At 69.4% G+C, this 18,194-nt stretch carries 18 protein-coding genes; 7 read left to right on the forward strand and 11 right to left on the reverse strand.

Annotated features, from left to right (window positions below; genetic code table 11):
• Window positions 1–35 precede the first annotated feature (35 nt).
• Together INP57_RS15990 and gdhA are read right to left on the reverse strand one after the other, a co-directional pair.
• On the reverse strand, window positions 36–1,250 hold the full coding sequence (locus tag INP57_RS15990) for an IS256 family transposase (RefSeq protein WP_445326513.1): 1,215 nt from the start codon (window positions 1,248–1,250) through the stop codon (window positions 36–38).
• A 241-nt stretch (window positions 1,251–1,491) separates the two neighbouring features.
• The gene (gene gdhA, locus INP57_RS15995) at window positions 1,492–2,826 is read right to left on the reverse strand and encodes an NADP-specific glutamate dehydrogenase (protein WP_233627716.1); all 1,335 of its coding nucleotides are present in this window, start codon (window positions 2,824–2,826) and stop codon (window positions 1,492–1,494) included.
• Window positions 2,827–3,075: 249 nt separating this feature from the next.
• On the opposite strand from gdhA, the gene INP57_RS16000 reads away from it, so the two are divergent.
• From INP57_RS16000 to INP57_RS16010, 3 genes are all read left to right on the forward strand, one after another.
• The gene (locus INP57_RS16000) at window positions 3,076–4,194 is read left to right on the forward strand and encodes an NDMA-dependent alcohol dehydrogenase (RefSeq protein ID WP_200071013.1); all 1,119 of its coding nucleotides are present in this window, start codon (window positions 3,076–3,078) and stop codon (window positions 4,192–4,194) included.
• 28 nt (window positions 4,195–4,222) lie between these two features.
• Window positions 4,223–4,645 (forward strand): nuclear transport factor 2 family protein, encoded by a 423-nt coding sequence (locus INP57_RS16005; RefSeq protein ID WP_200071014.1) that lies wholly within the window; start codon window positions 4,223–4,225, stop codon window positions 4,643–4,645.
• 114 nt (window positions 4,646–4,759) lie between these two features.
• Window positions 4,760–5,371 (forward strand): pyridoxamine 5'-phosphate oxidase family protein, encoded by a 612-nt coding sequence (locus tag INP57_RS16010; protein ID WP_200071015.1) that lies wholly within the window; start codon window positions 4,760–4,762, stop codon window positions 5,369–5,371.
• Here INP57_RS16010 and INP57_RS16015 read toward each other — a convergent pair whose 3' ends face one another.
• The 4 genes from INP57_RS16015 to INP57_RS16030 form a co-directional block, all read right to left on the reverse strand.
• The gene (locus INP57_RS16015) at window positions 5,372–5,851 is read right to left on the reverse strand and encodes a VOC family protein (protein WP_200071016.1); all 480 of its coding nucleotides are present in this window, start codon (window positions 5,849–5,851) and stop codon (window positions 5,372–5,374) included.
• Between the two features lie 223 nt (window positions 5,852–6,074).
• Window positions 6,075–6,320 carry a YbdD/YjiX family protein gene (locus INP57_RS16020; protein WP_200071017.1) on the reverse strand — a complete coding sequence of 82 codons (246 nt, stop codon included), beginning with the start codon at window positions 6,318–6,320 and terminating at the stop codon, window positions 6,075–6,077.
• A complete protein-coding gene (locus tag INP57_RS16025; RefSeq protein ID WP_200071159.1) occupies window positions 6,317–8,437 on the reverse strand; it encodes a carbon starvation CstA family protein in 2,121 nt (706 codons plus the stop codon). The genes INP57_RS16020 and INP57_RS16025 overlap by 4 nt, the downstream gene beginning before the upstream one ends.
• Before the next feature lie 296 nt (window positions 8,438–8,733).
• On the reverse strand, window positions 8,734–9,558 hold the full coding sequence (locus tag INP57_RS16030) for an LLM class F420-dependent oxidoreductase (protein ID WP_200071018.1): 825 nt from the start codon (window positions 9,556–9,558) through the stop codon (window positions 8,734–8,736).
• A gap of 465 nt (window positions 9,559–10,023) precedes the next feature.
• On the opposite strand from INP57_RS16030, the gene INP57_RS16035 reads away from it, so the two are divergent.
• Both INP57_RS16035 and INP57_RS16040 read left to right on the forward strand, forming a co-directional pair.
• Window positions 10,024–10,515, forward strand: a complete 492-nt coding sequence (locus tag INP57_RS16035; protein WP_233627640.1) for a SigE family RNA polymerase sigma factor — start codon at window positions 10,024–10,026, stop codon at window positions 10,513–10,515.
• A complete protein-coding gene (locus tag INP57_RS16040; RefSeq protein ID WP_200071020.1) occupies window positions 10,512–11,549 on the forward strand; it encodes a PQQ-binding-like beta-propeller repeat protein in 1,038 nt (345 codons plus the stop codon). The genes INP57_RS16035 and INP57_RS16040 overlap by 4 nt, the downstream gene beginning before the upstream one ends.
• 247 nt (window positions 11,550–11,796) lie before the next feature.
• Here the strand turns inward: INP57_RS16040 and INP57_RS16045 are convergent, their stop codons facing one another.
• Window positions 11,797–12,654, reverse strand: coding sequence for a hypothetical protein (locus INP57_RS16045; RefSeq protein WP_200071021.1), 858 nt, complete (start codon window positions 12,652–12,654; stop codon window positions 11,797–11,799).
• Window positions 12,655–13,052: 398 nt separating this feature from the next.
• Between INP57_RS16045 and INP57_RS16050 the strand changes: the two genes are divergently transcribed.
• Window positions 13,053–13,556: a DUF3145 domain-containing protein gene (locus tag INP57_RS16050; RefSeq protein ID WP_200071022.1), complete on the forward strand. Its 504-nt coding sequence runs from the start codon at window positions 13,053–13,055 to the stop codon at window positions 13,554–13,556.
• A gap of 60 nt (window positions 13,557–13,616) precedes the next feature.
• The gene (locus INP57_RS16055; protein ID WP_200071023.1) at window positions 13,617–14,192 is read left to right on the forward strand and encodes a hypothetical protein; all 576 of its coding nucleotides are present in this window, start codon (window positions 13,617–13,619) and stop codon (window positions 14,190–14,192) included.
• 9 nt (window positions 14,193–14,201) lie between these two features.
• Here INP57_RS16055 and INP57_RS16060 read toward each other — a convergent pair whose 3' ends face one another.
• From INP57_RS16060 to INP57_RS16075, 4 genes are all read right to left on the reverse strand, one after another.
• Window positions 14,202–15,086: an alpha/beta hydrolase gene (locus INP57_RS16060; protein WP_200071024.1), complete on the reverse strand. Its 885-nt coding sequence runs from the start codon at window positions 15,084–15,086 to the stop codon at window positions 14,202–14,204.
• A gap of 138 nt (window positions 15,087–15,224) precedes the next feature.
• Window positions 15,225–16,673, reverse strand: coding sequence for an acyl-CoA carboxylase subunit beta (locus tag INP57_RS16065; RefSeq protein WP_200071025.1), 1,449 nt, complete (start codon window positions 16,671–16,673; stop codon window positions 15,225–15,227).
• A gap of 34 nt (window positions 16,674–16,707) precedes the next feature.
• The gene (locus tag INP57_RS16070) at window positions 16,708–17,955 is read right to left on the reverse strand and encodes a beta-ketoacyl-[acyl-carrier-protein] synthase family protein (RefSeq protein WP_200071026.1); all 1,248 of its coding nucleotides are present in this window, start codon (window positions 17,953–17,955) and stop codon (window positions 16,708–16,710) included.
• Window positions 17,952–18,191 carry an acyl carrier protein gene (locus tag INP57_RS16075; protein ID WP_200071027.1) on the reverse strand — a complete coding sequence of 80 codons (240 nt, stop codon included), beginning with the start codon at window positions 18,189–18,191 and terminating at the stop codon, window positions 17,952–17,954. Before INP57_RS16075 ends, INP57_RS16070 begins: the two co-directional genes overlap by 4 nt.
• Window positions 18,192–18,194: the final 3 nt, after the last annotated feature.

The raw sequence follows: 18,194 nt of genomic DNA on the forward strand, positions 1-18,194 counted from the left end.
GGTCTGTCCGATCAACGGTGTTTCCGGCGGTTCGGTCAGTAGGTTTCAGCGGCCGGCCAGCGGTCGCTGAAGGTGATGGCGAATGCGTTGATCACGGGCTTCCAGCGTTGCGTCCATCGTGCCCGGCCGGTGCCGGTGGGGTCCAGGCTACGGGTGACGAGGTACAGGCACTTCATCGCGGCCTGCTCGGTGGGGAAATGGCCTCGTGCTCGTACGGCTCGCCGATAGCGGGCATTGAGTGATTCGATCGCGTTCGTCGAACAGATCATCCGTCGTATCTCGACGTCGTAGTCGAGGAACGGGATGAACTCCTGCCAAGCGTTGCGCCACAAACGAATCACCGCGGCATGGCGCGCGCCCCATTTATCGTCGAGTTCGTCGAGTGCGACCGCTGCGGCCTCCGGCGACGACGCGGTGTAGATCGGGATAAGGTCGCGTTTGAGCTCTTCCCAGTATTTCCGCGATACCAGCCGGAACGAGTTGCGGATCAGGTGAATGATGCAGGTTTGCACGATCGTCTGGGGCCAGACGTTCGCGACGACCTCGGGTAGCCCTTTCAGACCGTCGCAGACGAGGAAGAAAACGTCTTTGACGCCGCGGTTTTTCAGGCCGATCAGGAAACTCATCCAGAACTTCGCGCCCTCGCCGCCCCCGGTGCCCATGGACAGGGCCAGGACGTCCTTGCGGCCGTCGAGCGTGACGCCGATGGCGGCGTAGACGGGCCGGTTGGCCACCTGCCCGTCTCGGACCTTCACGTAGATGGCGTCGATGAACACCGCCGCGTAGATCGAGTCCAGGGGTCGGTCGGACCAGTCGTCCATCTCCGCGACGACCTTGTCGGTGATGGTTGAGATCGTGTCCTTGGACACCGAGGTGCCGTAGATGTCGGCGAAATGCGATGCGATTTCGCCGGTGGTGAGGCCTTTCGCATACAACGACAGCACGATCTCGTCAACACTGCCCAGACGGCGCTGCCGCTTTTTCACGATCTGCGGAGTAAACGTGCCTGAGCGATCCCGCGGGACCGCGATCTCCACATCGCCGGCCGCATCCGAGATCACCGTCTTGGCCCGTGTCCCATTCCGGACATTATCCGATTCCCGCTCGGCGTCGGCCTGATGTTTCTCATGGCCGAGATGCTCGGTCATTTCTTCGTTCAAGGCTGTTTCCAGAACGTTTTTGGTGAACATCTTCAACAGTCCACCCGGACCGGTCAGATCCAGCCCTTGCTCACGGGCCTGGGAGATCATCTCCGCCGCTGCGGCCTGCTCCGGCGACAGCTGTCGCCCTGAATTCTTCTCACTTTTCGATGTGCTCACAGCATCGGATGCCATCAGTCACGGCGCCCTTCCCACCGGACCTTCGTCCGGCGCGTCAGACCGGAAACACCGTTCGACCGACACTCCCCGGATGCACGAACGCCCCGCGGTCCCGCCGGCCGTTGGGCCAGTCGGGAAAGCGGGGCGCGAGACGAGTGTGTGCAGCCCGGGTTCAGATGACGCCGAGGTCCAGCATCGTGTCGGCGACCTTGGTGAAGCCGGCGATGTTGGCGCCGAGGACGTAGTTGCCGGGGGCGTCGAAGGTTTCCGCGGTTTCCTGGCAGGCGTGGTGGATGTCGGCCATGATCTCGGACAGCCGCGTGTCGGTGTACTCGAAATGCCAGGAGTCGCGGGAAGCGTTCTGCTGCATTTCCAGGCCCGAGGTGGCGACACCGCCGGCGTTGGCGGCCTTGCCGGGTCCGAACGCGATACCGGCGTCCTGGAAGACCTTGATGCCCTCCGGCGTGGTCGGCATGTTCGCGCCTTCGCCGACCCCGACGACGCCGTTTCGCACCAGCGTCGTGGCCGCGTCGCCGCCGAGTTCGTTCTGCGTAGCGCACGGCAGCGCAATTGCGCACGGCACGTCCCAGATCGAGCCGCCGTCCACGTACTCGGCGCGGGACTGCCGGTCGGCGTACTCCTTGATCCGGTCCGAGCGGATCTCCTTGATGTCCCGGATCAGTTCCAGGTCGATGCCGGACTCGTCGACGACGTAACCGGCGGAGTCGGACATCGCGACCACGGTGCCGCCGAGTTCGTGCACCTTCTTCGCCGCGTAGATGGCGACGTTGCCGGAGCCGGACACCACGACCCGGTTGCCGTCGAACCCGCTGCCGCGGGCGCGCAGCATCTCCTGCACGAAGTACACCGTGCCGTAGCCGGTGGCCTCGGTGCGCACCTGCGAGCCGCCCCAGTTGAGGCCCTTGCCGGTGAGCGCCCCGGACTCGTAACGGTTCGTGATGCGCTTGTACTGGCCGAACAGGTAGCCGATCTCGCGGCGGCCGACGCCGATGTCCCCGGCGGGCACGTCGGTGTACTCACCGAGGTGCCGGTGCAGCTCGGTCATGAACGACTGGCAGAACCGCATGACCTCGGCGTCCGACTTGCCCTTCGGGTCGAAGTCCGAACCGCCCTTGCCGCCGCCGAGCGGCAGGCCGGTGAGCGCATTCTTGAAGATCTGCTCGAAACCGAGGAACTTGACGACGCCGAGATCCACCGACGGGTGGAACCGCAGCCCGCCCTTGTACGGGCCGAGCGCCGAGTTGAACTCCACCCGGAAACCGCGGTTGACGCGCACCTCGCCCGAGTCGTCCTGCCACGGCACCCGGAAGATCAGCTGCCGTTCCGGTTCACACAACCGTTCGAGAACCCGGGCGTCCAAGTAGTCCTGGTGCCGCTTCAGCGCTGGTTCCAGCGATTCCAGCACCTCGTGCACCGCCTGGCTGAACTCCGGCTGGTGGCCGTCGCGGTCCTGAATGGAGCCGAAGATCTCGGCGGTCAGGCGCAGGCCGTTCACGTCAGGGCTGGTCACTGTTCGCACCTCCGTCGGTGAGTGCGCGCACGCGTCGTTGCAGAACGCTCGTACTGTTGAGCGTTCGCCATCCTTTCACTCCTGGTGAGGCGCTGGCCAGTCGCCCGGGTCGGAGCTGCTCGCGACACCGCGACATGATCATTATCATGAATATAATCAAAATCCTTGACCTGCCGTGTGGTCGCGGTCACGCTTGCTCCCGTCAACGGCGACGAAGGAGTCCGAATGAAGACCGAAGGAGCCCTGCTCTGGGAACCGGGCACCCGATCCGGCTGGAGCGTCGAGGAGATCGAGCTCGACCCGCCGAAGGAACGGGAAGTGCTGGTCAAGCTGGCCGCCTCCGGAATCTGCCACAGTGACGACCACCTCGACACCGGCGACCTGCCGCTGGACTGGAAGCCGATCCTCGGCGGGCACGAAGGCGCGGGCGTGGTGCAGGAGGTCGGGCCCGGCGTCACCGAACTCGAAGTCGGCGACCACGTCGTGCTGTCCTTCCTGCCGTCCTGCGGGCACTGCGACATGTGCGTCAAAGGCAAGGCGAACATGTGCGCGCTCGGCGCCGGAGTGCTCGCCGGTTACGCGCCGGACGGCACCAAACGCGTCCACGCGCGCGGGCAAGGCGTCGGGGCGATGTCGTACCTGGGCACCTTCAGCCCCTACGTCGTGGCTCCGCTGGACGCCGCGGTGCGCATCGACGAGGACATCCCGCTGGACAAGGCGGCGCTGATCGGTTGCGGCGTGCCGACCGGCTGGGGTTCCTCGGTGTACGCCGCGGAGATCGAACTCGGCGACACGGTCGTCGTCTTCGGCGTCGGCGGAGTCGGCATGAACGCGGTGCAGGGCGCGGTGCACCGCGGCGCGAAGAACATCGTCGCCGTCGACCCGGTCTCCTACAAGCGCGACCAGGCCGCACTGTTCGGAGCCACGCACACCGCCGCCGACGCGGCCGAAGCCACCTCGATCGTCGAAGGCCTGACCAACGGGCAGATGGCCGACCGGGTGATCGTCACCGTGGGGGTTTGCTACTCGGACGTGCTCGCGCCCGCGGAAGTGCTGACCAAACGCGGTGGCGTGCTGGTGCTGACCTCCGCCGCCCCGGTCGCCCAGACCAGTACCGAGATCAACCTGTTCACCCTCGCGATGTCCGGCAAGCGGTTGCAGGGCTCGCTCTACGGCACGACCAACGCGCGCACGGACATCCCGCTGATCGCCGACATGTACCGCAACGGGCGGTTCAAGCTCGACGAGCTGATCACCCGCACCTACGACCTGCACGACATCAACCGCGCGTTCGCGGACATGCGGGAAGGCAAGAACATCCGCGGCGTGATCATGTTCGATTGATCCGCCGGCGCCGAGGGAAGGAGTCCGGATGGGGATCGAAGACGGTGCGCAGGTCGTGCGCCGCTACCTCGACGCGGTCGGGGAGCTGGACCACGAAGCCCTCACCGCCACGTTCCATCCGCAAGTCGTCATGCTCCTGCCGTTCGCCCCGGAGGGCATTCCGCAGGAGATCTCCGGCAAGGACGCGGTGTCCGAGGCCATGAGCGGGATGTTCTCGCTCGTGACGCCGCTGAACTTCCGGGACTACCGGATCACCAGGCTGGAGGGGGAGCCGACCTACCTCGCGACCTACACCAGCGACTCCACGATCAGGTCGACCGGGCTGCCGTACCGGAACAACTACATCTCGTGGTTCACCGTGCAGGACGGCCTGATCTCGCGCTTCGCCGAGTACTTCGACCCGATGGTCTTCGCCAAGGCCATGGGCGCCACGGTGCAGATGCCCGGTTGAGCGCGCGGCGCATTTTCCGGGAAGCCGCCGGAATCGATGTTGTGAGCCGGTTCATCGCCGAGATCGTTGTACCGGCGAACCCGCCTTGGCACCGTGATGTCCGAGGAGGCGGGAATGAGTCGATACGCGCGCGTGGCGTTCACCGACGCGGTCCGGGACATGCAGGTGGAGCAGGGCAGCCGCCCACCGCACCGCAGGGACCTGGGCTCGGCGGTGGGCGCCGACCCGGATCCGCTGGGTGAGCGGGAGACCGCGTTCATCAGCGAGCGGGACGGCTGCTACCTCGCGACCGTCGGTGCGACCGGCTGGCCGTACGTGCAGTTCCGCGGCGGTCCGCCCGGGTTCCTGCACGTGCTTGACCCCCGCACGCTCGGGTACGCGGACGTGCGGGGGAATCGGCAGTACATCACCGACGGGAACGTGCGCGGCGACGACCGGGTCGCCATGTTCTTCATGGACTACGCGCACCGCACCAGGCTCAAGCTGTTCGGGCGCGCGCAGGTGCGCGGCCTCGACGACGACCCGGCGTTGACCGCCGAGCTGAGCGAGCCGCGCACCGACGGCCGGGTGGAACGGTTGGTGCTGATCAACGTCGAGGGCTACGACTGGAACTGCCCGAAGCACATCCCGCACCGCTACTCCGCGGCAGACCTGGCCAAGCTGAACCACCGCGTGGACCAGCTCGAAGCGGAGAACGCAGCGCTGCGGGCCCGGCTCGGGGAGTGATCAGGCGGTGCCTTCGTAGGCTTTGCGCAGGGCCTTCACGTCGAGCTTGTGCATGGTGTACATCGCCTGCTTGAGGCGGTCGGTGCGCGCCTGGTCCGGGTCGCGCAGCATCTCGAACAGCTCCTGCGGCGCGACCTGCCAGGAGAGCCCGAAGCGGTCCTTGAGCCAGCCGCACGGTCCCTGCTCACCGCCGCCCGTGAGCAGCTGCTCGGTGCGCCGGTCCACCTCTTCCTGCGACTCGCAGTCCACCATCAGCGAGATGGCTTCGGTGAAGTGGAACAGCGGGCCGCCGTTGAGCCCGACGAATCGCCGCCCGAACAGCTCGAACTCGACGGTCAGCACGCTGCCCGCCGGTCCTGGCCCGGATTCGCCGTTGCGCATGACTTCGACGATCCGGGCGTCCTCGAATATCGAGGTGTAGAACTCCGCGGCTTCCTCGGCCTGACCGTCGAACCACAGGCACGCGGTGATCTTGTTCATGGGCTTGCCTCCCGTAGCTGCGTTGTCCCGATGAGGACTCCGCGGGCCGGGGAAACTCATCGCGAACGACAGCGGTACCGGTCGGGGCGGTACCGCGAGAGCAGGGCAACGTTACGAGCAGCGGCCGGCCGAGGAAGATGCCGTTGCGAATGATCAGCACCACCCGAGCTGAGCCGTGACCGGGCGAAGCGGGAACAGCGCCGCACGGAGGAACGGGGTCCCTTCAGCAGCAGCGCGAACCGGGATTCGTGTCGCCGCGATCGACGTGCCGCCGCCAGAACTCCCGCTCGCCGAGCGGAGTGCCGGCAGGGTGGTGCGCGCGGTGGTGCTCCAAGTACCGCTCGTAGGCCGTTTCGCCGACGATGCCGCGCAGGATCTGCCAGCCCGAGCGCACTGCGCTGCGGAACCGGGCCCAAGCCGCCCGGGACGCGGAACCCCGCGCCCCGGGTGCGCCTGCTGGCGAACTCATGTGCCCGCCCCGATTTCCGCGCGCTCGCGCTGCTGCTGCCGTTCCTCGGCGGTGGGGATCAGCCCGGACGGCGCCCACAGCTGCGACTCGGTGTGCGGCACCTCGGTGTCCGGAAGCGGCTCGGTCGTGCGCAGCGCCTTGATCCACACCCGGATCGCGTCCACCAGCACGATGATGATCAGCACCGCGAACAGCACGCTGAGCACACCGTCCACAGTGGAGTTGGTGACCACCTTGTGCATCTCGTCGACGGTGCTCGCCGATCCCTTGCTGGTCTGGCCCGCATCGATCGCCGCCTGGTACGAGGCGCGCTGGGCGAAGAAGCCGAGCTTCGGGTCGGGGGAGAAGACCTTCTGCCAGCTCGCGGTCAGCGTCACCACCGCGTCCCAGGCCAGCGGCACGATCGTCACCCAGGCGTACTTAGCCCGCCCGCGCTTGATCAGGATCGTGGTGGCCACCGCCAGCGCCACCGCCGCGAGCAACTGGTTGGCGATGCCGAACAGGGGGAACAGCTGGTTGATCCCGCCCAGCGGGTCGTTGACCCCGGCCCACAGGAAGTAGCCCCAGCCGCCGACGATCGCCGCGCTGGACAGCCAGATGCCCGGCTTCCAGGTCACGTCCCCGAAGCGCTTCCACACGTTGCCGACCGTGTCCTGCAGCATGAACCGGCCGACCCGGGTGCCCGCGTCCACCGTGGTCAGGATGAACAGTGCCTCGAACATGACCGCGAAGTGGTACCAGAACGCCCGCATCGCGTCGCCGCCCATGACCTGCGAGAACACATCGGACAGGCCGAGCGCGAGAGTCGGTGCGCCGCCGCTGCGCCCGACCAGGGTCTGCTCCTCGACCGCGGCGGCCGCTGCCGCGAGCTGCTCCGGGCTGATCTGGAACCCGACCCCGGCCACGGCTTGCGAGGCGGATTGCACGGAGTCGCCGAGCGCCGAGCTGGGCATGTTCATCGCGTAGTACATGCCGGGGTCGATGATGCAGGCCGCGGCCAGCGCCATGATCGCCACGAAGGACTCGGTGAGCATCCCGCCGTAGCCGATGACCCGGACCTGCGACTCCTTCTCGATCAGCTTCGGCGTGGTGCCGGAGGACACCAGCGCGTGGAAGCCGGACAGCGCGCCGCAGGCGATCTGGATGAACACGAACGGGAACAGCGCGCCCGCGAACACCGGCCCCTGGCCGTTCCAGGCGAACTCGGTGACCGCCTCGGTCTTCATGGCGGGCATCGCGATCACGATCGAGATCGCCAGCATCACGATGACGCCGACCTTCATGAACGTGCTCAGGTAGTCCCGCGGTGCCAGCAGCATCCACACCGGCAGCACCGAGGCGACGAACCCGTAGACGATCAGCGCGAACACGACCTCGTTGCCGGTGAGCGTGAACGTCTCGGCCAGCGCGGAGTCGGCGACCCAGCTGCCGCCGACGATGCTCAGCAGCAGCAGGACGATGCCGATGATCGAGGTCTCGATGATCCGGCCGGGCCGCACGTAGCGCAGGTAGAAACCCATGAACAGCGCGATCGGGATCGTCATGCCGATCGAGAAGCTGCCCCACGGCGAGCCCTTCAGCGCGCCGACCACGACCAGCGCCAGCACCGCCAGCAGGATGATCATGATGGCGAGCACCGCGACCAGCGCCGCCGCACCGCCGACCGGGCCGATCTCCTCGCGGGCCATCTGCCCGAGGCTGCGCCCGTTGCGCCGGGTGGAGAAGAACAGCACCACCATGTCCTGCACCGCACCGGCGAACACGACTCCGACGATGATCCAGATCGTGCCGGGCAGGTAACCCATCTGCGCGGCCAGCACCGGGCCGACCAGCGGCCCGGCACCGGCGATCGCGGCGAAGTGGTGGCCGAACAGCACCCGGCGGTCGGTCGGCTGGAAGTCGGTCGCGTTGTTCAGCCGTTCCGCGGGGGTCGCGCGGGTGTCGTCCACCCGCAGCACCCGTTTCGCGATGAACCGGGCGTAGAAGCGGTAGGCGATCGCGTACGAGGCCAGCGCGGCGAACACCAGCCAGGCGGCGGAGATCTCCTCGCCGCGGCTGATCGCGATGACCCCCCAAGCGACGGCGCCGACCGCCGCCACCAGCACCCACGTGATGATCTGCGCAGGGCTCCACTTGCGTCGCTGCGGTGACCCGCCGCTTGGGGTCGCCGTTGTCGTCGTGCTCGCCACCGTCCCCGGACTCCGTTCTGCGATCGCGATCTTCGCGGGCGCATCGTGCTGATCTGATCGCACTGATGTGCAAAGCAGTCGCAAGGATCTGCCTGCGATGTCCTCGATGTCCAGTGGAAGACCGGGAAGTAATCGGGATGTAAGAGACTTCGCCGGTCGCCCGCACATTTGCGGCCGGGGATGTTGCGCCGGGGCCACCGCCGCACCGGTGGCCCCGCCCCGGCTCAGCCGTTGTGCTTGGCCACCACGGACGCGAACTGGTCCAGCCGCGCCAGCGACTCGTCGCGCGGCTCCGTCGGCAGGTAGAACAGCAACCGGTCCACCCCGGCCTGCTCGTACTCCTCCACGACCGCCTCGCGCGGCGCGGCGTACAGCGAAACCGGAACCCGCCAGCCCGCCTGGTCGCGGACCTTGCTGATCAGGTCGCCGAGGTTCTCGACACCTGCGCGGGGGAGCCAGCCGCCGCCGTACTCGGCCACCCGCCGGAACGCGCGGTCGCTCTCGCCGCCGATGTAGATCGGCGGGTGCGGGCGCTGCACCGGCTTCGGCCACGCGTAGATCGGGTCGAAGTCGACGTGCTCGCCGTGGAACTCGGCCTCGTCCTTCGTCCAGATCTCCCGCATGGCCCGGATCCGCTCGTCCATCAGCGCGCCGCGGGTGCGCGGGTCGGTGCCGTGGTTGCGCATCTCCTCGCGGTTCCAGCCCGCGCCGATGCCGAACAGCGCCCGCCCGCCGGAGACCAGGTCGAGGCTGGCGACCTCCTTGGCGGTGGTGATCGGGTCCCGCTCGATCATCAGCGCGATCCCGGTCCCGAGCAGCAGGTTGTCGGTGACCGCCGCGGCCGCGGTGAGGCTCACGAACGGGTCCAGCGTGCGGTAGTACATCCGCGGCAGGTCGCCGCCGCCCGGGTACGGGGTCTCCCGGCTGACCGGGATGTGCGTGTGCTCGGCGAGGAACATCGCGTCGAACCCGCGCTGCTCCAGCGCGCGACCGAGTTCCGCCGGGCCGATGCCCTCGTCGGTGTTGAACGTCGAGATGCCGAATTTCATGGCCGTTGAGGCGGCCGGGAGGCCGCCTATCCTCCCATCCGATCGCGCCGGTTGCTTCGCCGACGGTAGTCGACCGCCACCGCCGCGGCATCGGGTGCGTCGGTGGTGCCGCGGTGGTCCCGGAGATCGTCGATCTCCAGCGCGCGCAACCGGAGTCACGTATGTCCAATTCGGACAGATCGATGCGGGTGGGACAGTGCGCAACCGCCGGGCGGTGCCGTTCGGCCTGCCGCGACCGGCCGAACAGGATCCGTCCATCCGGCACCCGCGGTGTCCCAGGCGATCCACTCCGTAATCGCGCGTTCGGCGGGCGATAAGCTGACCTCCTCCACCGGTCGGCGTCTCGGCTGCGAAACCGGTATGCGTCGGCTGCCAACCGCCAAGGAGGTCTGGGCGTCATGGACAGATGTGACGGTTTCGATCGCATTGCCCGTGACCGCCCGGCCGGGCGACGGGCTGGCGGCCATGGATGAACTGACGACCAAGCTGACCGAGCTCTACCAGGACAACTACCGGCAACTGCTGCGGATCGCGGTGCTGCTCGTGGACGATCGGGCTGCCGCGGAGGACATCGTGCAGGACGCCTTCGTGCGGGTCTACGACTCCCGCGCGCGGCTGCGCGACCCGGACAAGGCGCTGGCGTTCCTGCGCCAAGCGGTGCTCAACCGCGCTCGGTCGGTGCTGCGGCGCCGGAAGGTCGCCAAGCGCTACCAGCCCCGGATCGCCACCGAGGACTCCCGCCCGGACGACACCGGCCGCGGCTTGGACCGGGCGGTGCTGGCCGACGCGCTCACGCAGTTACCCCGCAGGCAGCGGGAAGCGGTCGTGCTGCGCTACTACGCGGACTTCAGCGAAGCGCGCACCGCGGAGTTGATGGGCGTCAGCCAGGGCGCGGTGAAGTCGTACTGCTCGCGCGGGGTGGCGCGGCTGTCGGATCTGCTGCGGGAGCGGGTGTGAACGAACGAGAAGGCGCGCCGGAGGCCGCCGAACTGCGCAGCGGCCTGCACGCGCTGGTGGACGACGTCGAACCGCGCGGCGATGCGCTGGCGAAGCTGCTCGCCGCGCGGCGGCGCCATACCCGGAAGGCCCCGCGGCGCCCGCTGTTCGCGGTCGGCGGTGCCGCGGTCGCGGCCACGGCCGTGTTCCTGGTCGCGCTGGTGGCGTTGCCCGGCGCGCCGCACCGTCCGGAGCCGGTCAGCGTCGCGCCGAACAGCTACGTGGCCGCTTCCGCGGACGGGGAGCTGGCTTCGTACGACGTGCTCTCCGGCCGGCAAGTGCGCCCGCTGGCGCAGCTCGGTGCGCCCGTGCGGGGTGCGCCGGCCGCGGACGGCGTGCGGATTTTCGCGCGGATTCCGGCAGGCGGAGGCGAGGACGTCGTCGGCGTCGCCGCGGACGGAACGCGGTGGCGGGTCGCGCACGCAACCCGCCCGGGCTCGGTGCTCGCGGCCGGTGGCGGCCGGGTCGCGCACGTCGACGCCGATCAGGTCGTGCTGTCCGGAAGCGGTGCGGGGCAACGGATCCCGGTGCCCGCGGGCCAGCGGGTGACCGACCTCGCGCTCGGCGGTGACGGCCGGTTGGCGGTGTTGACCTCGTCCGGTGCGGACAGTCAGCTGGGAGTCGTGCCGCCGGGCGCCACCACCATGCGGCCGCTCGCGCTGCCTGCGGGGACCTGCGGCCCGTTGGCGGTGACCTGGTCCGGCGGCAAGATCGCCGCGTTGAGCCCGGCCGCGTGCGACGGCTCATCTGGGCGGGTGCGGATCACCACCGTCGACGAGAACGGGGAGATGATCGGCGCGGGTGCGCCGGTCGACCTCGGTGCGTTGCCCGGTCCGGAGCGGTTGCAGCTGTCCACCGACCCGCTCGGGCGGTTCCTGATCTCGGTCACCGGAGGAGGACAGTGGCTCGTCGACGGGTCCGCGGTGCGGCCGGTGCCGCGCGCGTGCGCGCCGTCCGGGGAGTGCGCGGCCGAACCCGGGACGTTCTGGGGCTGACTCCCCGGCCTGCGGCCGTCACTCGGCCCGCCGCCCGCCGAACGTGCCGGTGCTGCTCTGAACGGGCGAACCCCGTCCGCCGCAGGACTCGGAGCCACCTGTTCGGACCCGGCGACGCAGGCGCGTGTCGGCCAAGATCCCTCTCAGCCGGACTCATCTTCTGGTCGGACCCCATCCGTTGGTCGGAACCGACGGCCGAATTTCGCCAGAGGTGAGGAGATCGTCGCCCGTTCCTGCCCGCTCGTTCTCAGCGATTCGTTGGTACGTGCACGCCGTCGAGCTGCTGGACCAGGCTGTTCTGCGCGCTACCGCCGCCTGCGAACACGAGCAGCACGACGGCCACGAGCACCACCGCGGCCGCCGCGCCGACCGCGAGCCAGCGGTTGCGGGTGGGCGATGCCGAAAGCCGGGCGAGGTGGCCGCGCGGTTTCCCGGGCGCGGGCTCCTGCGCGATCTTCGGGATCAGCATCGTGTTCGCCGAAGCCATGTCTGGCGCCACCGCGTCCGGGAACCCCTCGGTGGTCAACTCGGACACCGAGCGCCCGCCCGCTCGCGCATCGACGGCCTCGAGCAACCGCCGCGCGGGCTCGACGCCGCAGGCCCGCTGGTAGGTCGTCAACTCGCGAACCGCCGCCAGCATCGTCGTCGTCGACGGATGCACCACCCGCACTCCGCGGTGCAGATCGCTGGTCGGCTGGGTGATCCGCTCGACGTAGGGGCCCACGGCGACGATCGCGCTGACCGGCAGCGGCTCGGCTCCGCGCGACTGCAAGCCCCGGGCCAGCGCGGAGGCCGATTCCAGCGCCTCCACCGCCGGGTTGATCGCGCCGTGCGACCGCAGCAGCGGCCAGCCGTCGACCGTCCACGGCGTCCGCACCGGCGCTTCCAGGCGAAGCGCGGCCGCAGGCAGGTCGGCGCCGACGACGACCACGATCCCGTGCGGCAGCACCAGCACGGCATCGAGTTCGCGCGGCCCGCCCGGCGGCCGGACGCCGAACAGCGCGATCCCGCCGAGCACGCCGTCGCCCGCGCCCCAAGCCGAAATGGCCGCGCGGACGTCCGCGCCGATCTCGCTGGGCTCCTTGCCGAGCCGCACCACGCGCATCGCTGTCTCCGTTCGGCGAATCCGGTCCCCTACCGGCGCCCGGCCCAGCAGCGCGGCCGGGGCAGCACCGCATTCTCGCGCACCCTAGCCCGAAAGAGTGGTAATGCCCCCGGCCGGAGTACCGCCGCGATTGCTCCTTCCGAGCGCGCAAGATCCGCCGCGCAGCGTCTCGATCTGCGATGATCCCGCGCCGCCGAGACCAGGCGGGGTGGTGCCCCGGCCGGTGCGGGCGGTTCCCCGGTCGGGGCCTTCATCAACTTCGTCTGGCGCCCGCGCTCATCGCACGTGCAGAATGACGCCGCACGCTGTGGGTCACCCGCTTGCGCAGCGGTGACCGGGCAACGCCGGTGGCGAGGTCGTAGGGGAAGACGTCCCTCGTCGAACAGCGGAGGTCAGCAGTGAGCACCCGTGGCAGCACAAGTGGCGTGGTCTACGTCCACTCGTCGCCGTCTGCGGTCTGTCCGCACGTCGAGTGGGCTGTGTCCAGCGCACTCGGGATCCGGGCGGAACTCCGCTGGACGGCACAACCGGCCGCGGCCGGGCAGTTGCGTGCCGAACTCACCTGGAGCGGCGCACCCGGCACCGGTTCGCGCTTGGTCACCGCGCTGCGCGCCTGGCCGATGCTGCGTTTCGAGATCACCGAGGATCCCAGTCCAGGGGTGGACGGGCAGCGGTTCTGCCACGTGCCCGGGCTGGGGCTGTGGTGGGCTTGCACCAGCGCCAACGGCGACATCGTGGTCAGCGAGGACCAGCTGCGCACGCTCGCGGCCAACAGCCGCGGGCCGGACTCGTTCACCCACCGCGTCGACCAGTTGCTCGGCTCGGCCTGGGACGAAGAGCTGGAAGCGTTCCGCGGTGCGGGCGATGGCGCACCGGTCAGCTGGCTGCACCGGGTGGGCTGAACGGCGGTTCGCATCCGGGTGTGCCCCGGGCTGCCGGTGCGTTGTGGGAGCCTGATCGGCGTGCAGTCGAGATCTCCCGCCCGGTTGTCCTGGTTGAAGTGGGGCGCGCCCCTCGCGATCGTCGTGCTGCTCGGCGCGGTGGTCGGCGGGCTGCTGCTGGACCGCGCGACGGCGCGTCCGAGCGCCGCTTCGGCCGGGCAGGTGCCCAAGCCGCAGCCGCAGAACTCCGGGCTCACCGAGATCGAGTTCTCCCCGGACGCGCAGGCCCACCCGGACAGCAGCAAGATCCACTGGACGCTGCAGCTGCACTTCAACGCGATCAACATGCGCCAGTACGACACCTGGAAGAACACCGTCGTGCAGGCCAAGCAGCGGCAGATGCCGGAAGCGAAGTGGAAGCGCGAGTACGAGAGCACCCGGGATTCGGCGATCAAGGTGCACCGGATCGAACCAGGGCCGAACGACTCGCTGCGGCTGCTGCTGAGCTTCGTCAGCACCCAGAAACCCAGCGACGCTCCTTCCGGGATGAACGAGCCCTGCCTGAACTGGTCGGTGGTGTATCCGGTGGTGCTGGACTCCGGGGCGTTCCGGGTGGACGTCACGCCACCCGGGGCGGCGGTCGCCCGACCGTGCTGAGAGGCCCGATCAGAACCGCGCGGCGATCCGGCGGGTTGCTTCGTGGGCTTCGGGTAGTTCCTGCAGGATCCAGCCGTGGAACATTCCCGGGTATTCTTCGTAATCGAGCTCGACGCCGCGTTGCGCGGCAAGCGCCCGCAGCCGCCGGGAATCCGCTAGCAGCACATCACGGGTGCCGATGAACACGCTCAGCGGCGCCAATCCGGTGAGCTCGCCGTAAATGGGGCTCACCCGCGGATCGTGCGGATTCAGCCCGTCCGAATACAGGCGGCCGGCTTCGCGAAGGCCCTCGATGCCGAGGAACGGGTCGTGCCGGTCCAGCGCCGGCATCGTGGGGTGGGTGACCGTGATGTCCAGCCACGGCGAGATCAGCACGATGCGCCGCGGCTGCGGACGGCCCTGCGATTTCCGCCGCTGCGCGAGGAAAAGGCTCAGCCCGCCGCCCGCGGAATCGCCCATGATCACCTGGTCGTCGGGGGCCACGTCGCGCAGCGCTGATTCGTGCGCTTCCCACACCATCGCGAGCGTTTCGTCGTACTGGTGCCTGGGAGCCAGCGGGTACAGCGGAATCGTCACCGTCGCCGAAGTCTCGTCCACCAGGCGGCTGAAGAATCGCCAGTGCGCCGCTTCCACCTGGTGCACGTAAGCGCCGCCGTGCAGGTAGAAGATGTGCCGCGAGCTCTGCGGCCGGTGCGGGCGGATCGTGAAGCAGCGGTGGCCGCGCACGTCGCTTCCGGTCACCACGTGCCGTTCGCGCAGCCAATCCGGCAATTGCGCCGCTTCGGACTGGTTGTCCTCGGCGCTTCGGCGCAAGTTTCCGGCGGTGCGGAAAATGCGTTTCTGCCCGGTGAGCCAGTACTTCGCGATGACGGCCTTGCTGTGCAGGCTCACCATTTCCGCGCCACCTCCTCGGGTCGCATCAACGGCATCGCGCGCAGCTGGAATACCCGAATTCGGCAGCGCACAAACTGCGCCGTGGAAATGACGAAGGCCCACCCGCAAGAACCGGGTGGGCCGTTGTCGTGCTCGCGATCAGAGCGGGATGTTGCCGTGCCTGCCGCGCCCAGCGGGTGCACCGGCGAGCTCTTCGGCGACGCGGCGGCGGGTGTCCTTGGGCTCGATGACGTCGTCGACGACACCGATGGACACGGCCCGGTCGACACCGCCCGCGACGCGCTCGTGCTCTTCTGCGAGCTTGTCCTGCAGCGCTTCGCGTTCTTCCGCGGGTGCGGCCGCCAGCGCCTTGCGGTGCAGGATGCCGACGGCGGCCTTGGCGCCCATGACCGCGACCTCCGCCTCGGGCCAGGCGAACACGGTGGTCGCGCCGAGCGAGCGGGCGTTCATCGCGATGTACGCACCGCCGTAGGACTTGCGCAGCACCAGCGTCACCCGCGGCACGACTGCCTCGCCGAAGGCGTGCAGCAGCTTCGCGCCACGTCGAACCACGCCACCCCACTCCTGCCCGAGGCCGGGCAGGTAGCCCGGGGTGTCGACCATGACCAGCAGCGGGATGCCGAACGAGTCGCACAGCCGCACGAACCTGGCCGCCTTCTCGGCCGACAGCGAGTCCAGGCAACCGCCCTTGCGCAACGGGTTGTTCGCCATGACGCCGACCGCGCGGCCGCCGAGGCGGCCCAGGCCGACGACCATGTTCGGCGCCCACTTGGCCTGCAGCTCCTCGAATTCCGCGGAGCCGTCCTCGCGTTCGTCCAGGATGCCGCGGATGACCGGCTTGACGTCGTAGGCACGCTGCGGCCGGTCCGGCAGCAGCGCCCGCAGGTCCTCGCCATCCTGCACCGAAGCGGGGTCGAACACGCCGGGTGCGGCGAACAGGCCGGTGAACCGGCGGGCGCGGTCGTAGGCGTCGTTCTCGCTGTTCGCGACGACGTGCACGACGCCGGACTTGGTGCCGTGCGCCTCGCCGCCGCCGAGCCCCTCCTGGTCGATCTGCTCACCGGTGACGCTGCGCACCACGTCGGGTCCGGTGACGAACACCCGCCCGTCCGGCGCCATGATCACCAGGTCGGTCAGCGCAGGCCCGTAGGCGGCACCGCCCGCGGCGGGACCGACCACCACGGAGATCTGCGGCACCTGCCCGGAAGCGCGGATGATCGCGGCGAACACCTGGCCCATGCCGTCCAGCGCCTCCACGCCTTCGGGCAGCCGGGCGCCACCGGAGTGCCACACCCCGAGCACCGGGCACCGGTCCCGCACCGCGGCATCGATGGCGTCCACGATGCGCAGGCACCCGTCGATGCCCATCGCACCGCCCATCTTGGTGCCGTCGGTGCAGTAGACGATCACCTTGACGCCGGAGATGCGCCCGCGCACCGCCAGCACGCCGCTGCTGTCGGGCTCGTGCAGCGGCTCGATCGAACCCGCGTCCAGCAGCTGCGCGAGCCGCAGCTGCGGGTCGCGGGAGTCGGCCGGAGCGGGCTCGGGCGCCTCGGCGGTACTCGGTCGGTCGTCCAATGCGGTCATCGGTTCCCCCTGGTCGGTGTGGCGGATCGGGTGCTCAGGCCTTGGTGAACGCGAGCGCGACGTTGTGCCCGCCGAAACCGAAGGAGTTGTTGACCGCGGTGGACAGCGCGACCTGCCGGGGCTTGTCGGTGACCACGTCCAGCTCGACCTTCGGGTCCTGCTCCTCGAGGTTCAGCGTGTGCGGGATCTGTCCGGTGTGGATGGACAGCAGCGTCGCGATGCTCTCCACCGCGCCCGCACCGCCGACCAGGTGCCCCAGCGCGCTCTTCGGCGCGGTCAGGGTGACGCCGTCGCCGACGGCCTTGCGGATCGCCGCGGCCTCGCCCACGTCACCGACCACCGTGGAGGTGGCGTGCGCGTTGACGTGCTCGACCTCCGAAGGCGACAACCCTGCCGTGTGCGCGGCCTGGACCATGGCGTTGATCTGGCCGATGCCGTCCGGGTGGTTGCCGGTGATGTGGTGCGCGTCGGAGGTGATGCCCACCCCGGCGAGCTGCCCGTAGATCCGCGCACCGCGGGCCTTGGCGTGCTCGGCGCTTTCCAGCACCACCACGCCGGCGCCTTCGCCGAGCACGAACCCGTCGCGGCCGGTGTCGAACGGGCGGGAAGCGTGTTCCGGATCGTCGTTGCGGGTGCTCAAGGTCCGGGCCTGGCAGAACCCGGCGACGGTGATCTGATGGATGCAGGCTTCCGCACCGCCTGCCACCACCACGTCGGCCTGCCCGTTGCGGATCATCTCCCAGCCCCGCGCCAGACCTTCCGCGCCGGACGCGCAGGCCGAGGCGGGCGAGTGCACGCCCGCGCGCGCCCGCAGTTCGATGCTGACGTGCGCGGCCGGGCCGTTCGGCATCAGCATCGGCACGGTCAGCGGGGAGATCTTGCGCAGCCCCTGGTTCTCCAGCAGATCGTCCTGCTCCAGCAGCGTCATCGGGCCGCCGATGCCGGTGCCCAGCGCGACGCCGAGGCGCTCCGGCTGGACCGGCTCGTGCTCGTCGGTCGGCATCTCGTAGCCCGCGTCGCTCCACGCCTGCCGCGCCGCGATCATCGCGACCGCCTCGCAGCGGTCCAGCCGGCGCAGCTGCACCCGCGGCAGCACCTCGGATGGATCGACCGCCAGCGGAGCCCCGATCTTGGCGGGCAGGTCGTAGGTCTCGACCCACTCCGCTTCGAGCCTGCGCGTCCCGCTGCGCCCGTTGAGCAGTCCGTCCCAGGTGGACGCGACGTCGCCGCCCAGCGGCGTCGTCGCGCCCAGCCCGGTGACGACGACCTCGGTCGCCGTCATGCGTTCTTGGTGATGTAGTCCACCGCATCACCCACGGTCTTCAGGTTCGCCAGCTCGTCGTCGGGGATCTTGACGCCGAACTTGTCCTCGGCCTGGACGGCGATCTCCACCATCGACAGCGAGTCGATGTCCAGGTCGTCGACGAACGACTTCTCGACGGCCACGTCCTCGGCGTCTACCCCGGCGACCTCTTCGACGATCCCGGCGAGTCCCTTGGTGATTTCCTCGTTCGCCACGGT

This window comes from Saccharopolyspora galaxeae (assembly GCF_016526145.1).
GTDB lineage: Bacteria > Actinomycetota > Actinomycetes > Mycobacteriales > Pseudonocardiaceae > Saccharopolyspora_C > Saccharopolyspora_C galaxeae.

Coding starts and splice junctions, on each gene's coding strand:
- INP57_RS15990 (WP_445326513.1), bottom strand. CDS start 1,250: ATGATCTCCCAGGCCCGTGAGCAAGGGCTGGATCTGACCGGTCCGGGT.
- INP57_RS16000 (WP_200071013.1), top strand. CDS start 3,076: ATGAAGACCGAAGGAGCCCTGCTCTGGGAACCGGGCACCCGATCCGGC.
- INP57_RS16005 (WP_200071014.1), top strand. CDS start 4,223: ATGGGGATCGAAGACGGTGCGCAGGTCGTGCGCCGCTACCTCGACGCG.
- INP57_RS16010 (WP_200071015.1), top strand. CDS start 4,760: ATGAGTCGATACGCGCGCGTGGCGTTCACCGACGCGGTCCGGGACATG.
- INP57_RS16015 (WP_200071016.1), bottom strand. CDS start 5,851: ATGAACAAGATCACCGCGTGCCTGTGGTTCGACGGTCAGGCCGAGGAA.
- INP57_RS16020 (WP_200071017.1), bottom strand. CDS start 6,320: ATGAGTTCGCCAGCAGGCGCACCCGGGGCGCGGGGTTCCGCGTCCCGG.
- INP57_RS16030 (WP_200071018.1), bottom strand. CDS start 9,558: ATGAAATTCGGCATCTCGACGTTCAACACCGACGAGGGCATCGGCCCG.
- INP57_RS16035 (WP_233627640.1), top strand. CDS start 10,024: ATGGATGAACTGACGACCAAGCTGACCGAGCTCTACCAGGACAACTAC.
- INP57_RS16045 (WP_200071021.1), bottom strand. CDS start 12,654: ATGCGCGTGGTGCGGCTCGGCAAGGAGCCCAGCGAGATCGGCGCGGAC.
- INP57_RS16060 (WP_200071024.1), bottom strand. CDS start 15,086: ATGGTGAGCCTGCACAGCAAGGCCGTCATCGCGAAGTACTGGCTCACC.
- INP57_RS16065 (WP_200071025.1), bottom strand. CDS start 16,673: ATGACCGCATTGGACGACCGACCGAGTACCGCCGAGGCGCCCGAGCCC.
- INP57_RS16070 (WP_200071026.1), bottom strand. CDS start 17,955: ATGACGGCGACCGAGGTCGTCGTCACCGGGCTGGGCGCGACGACGCCG.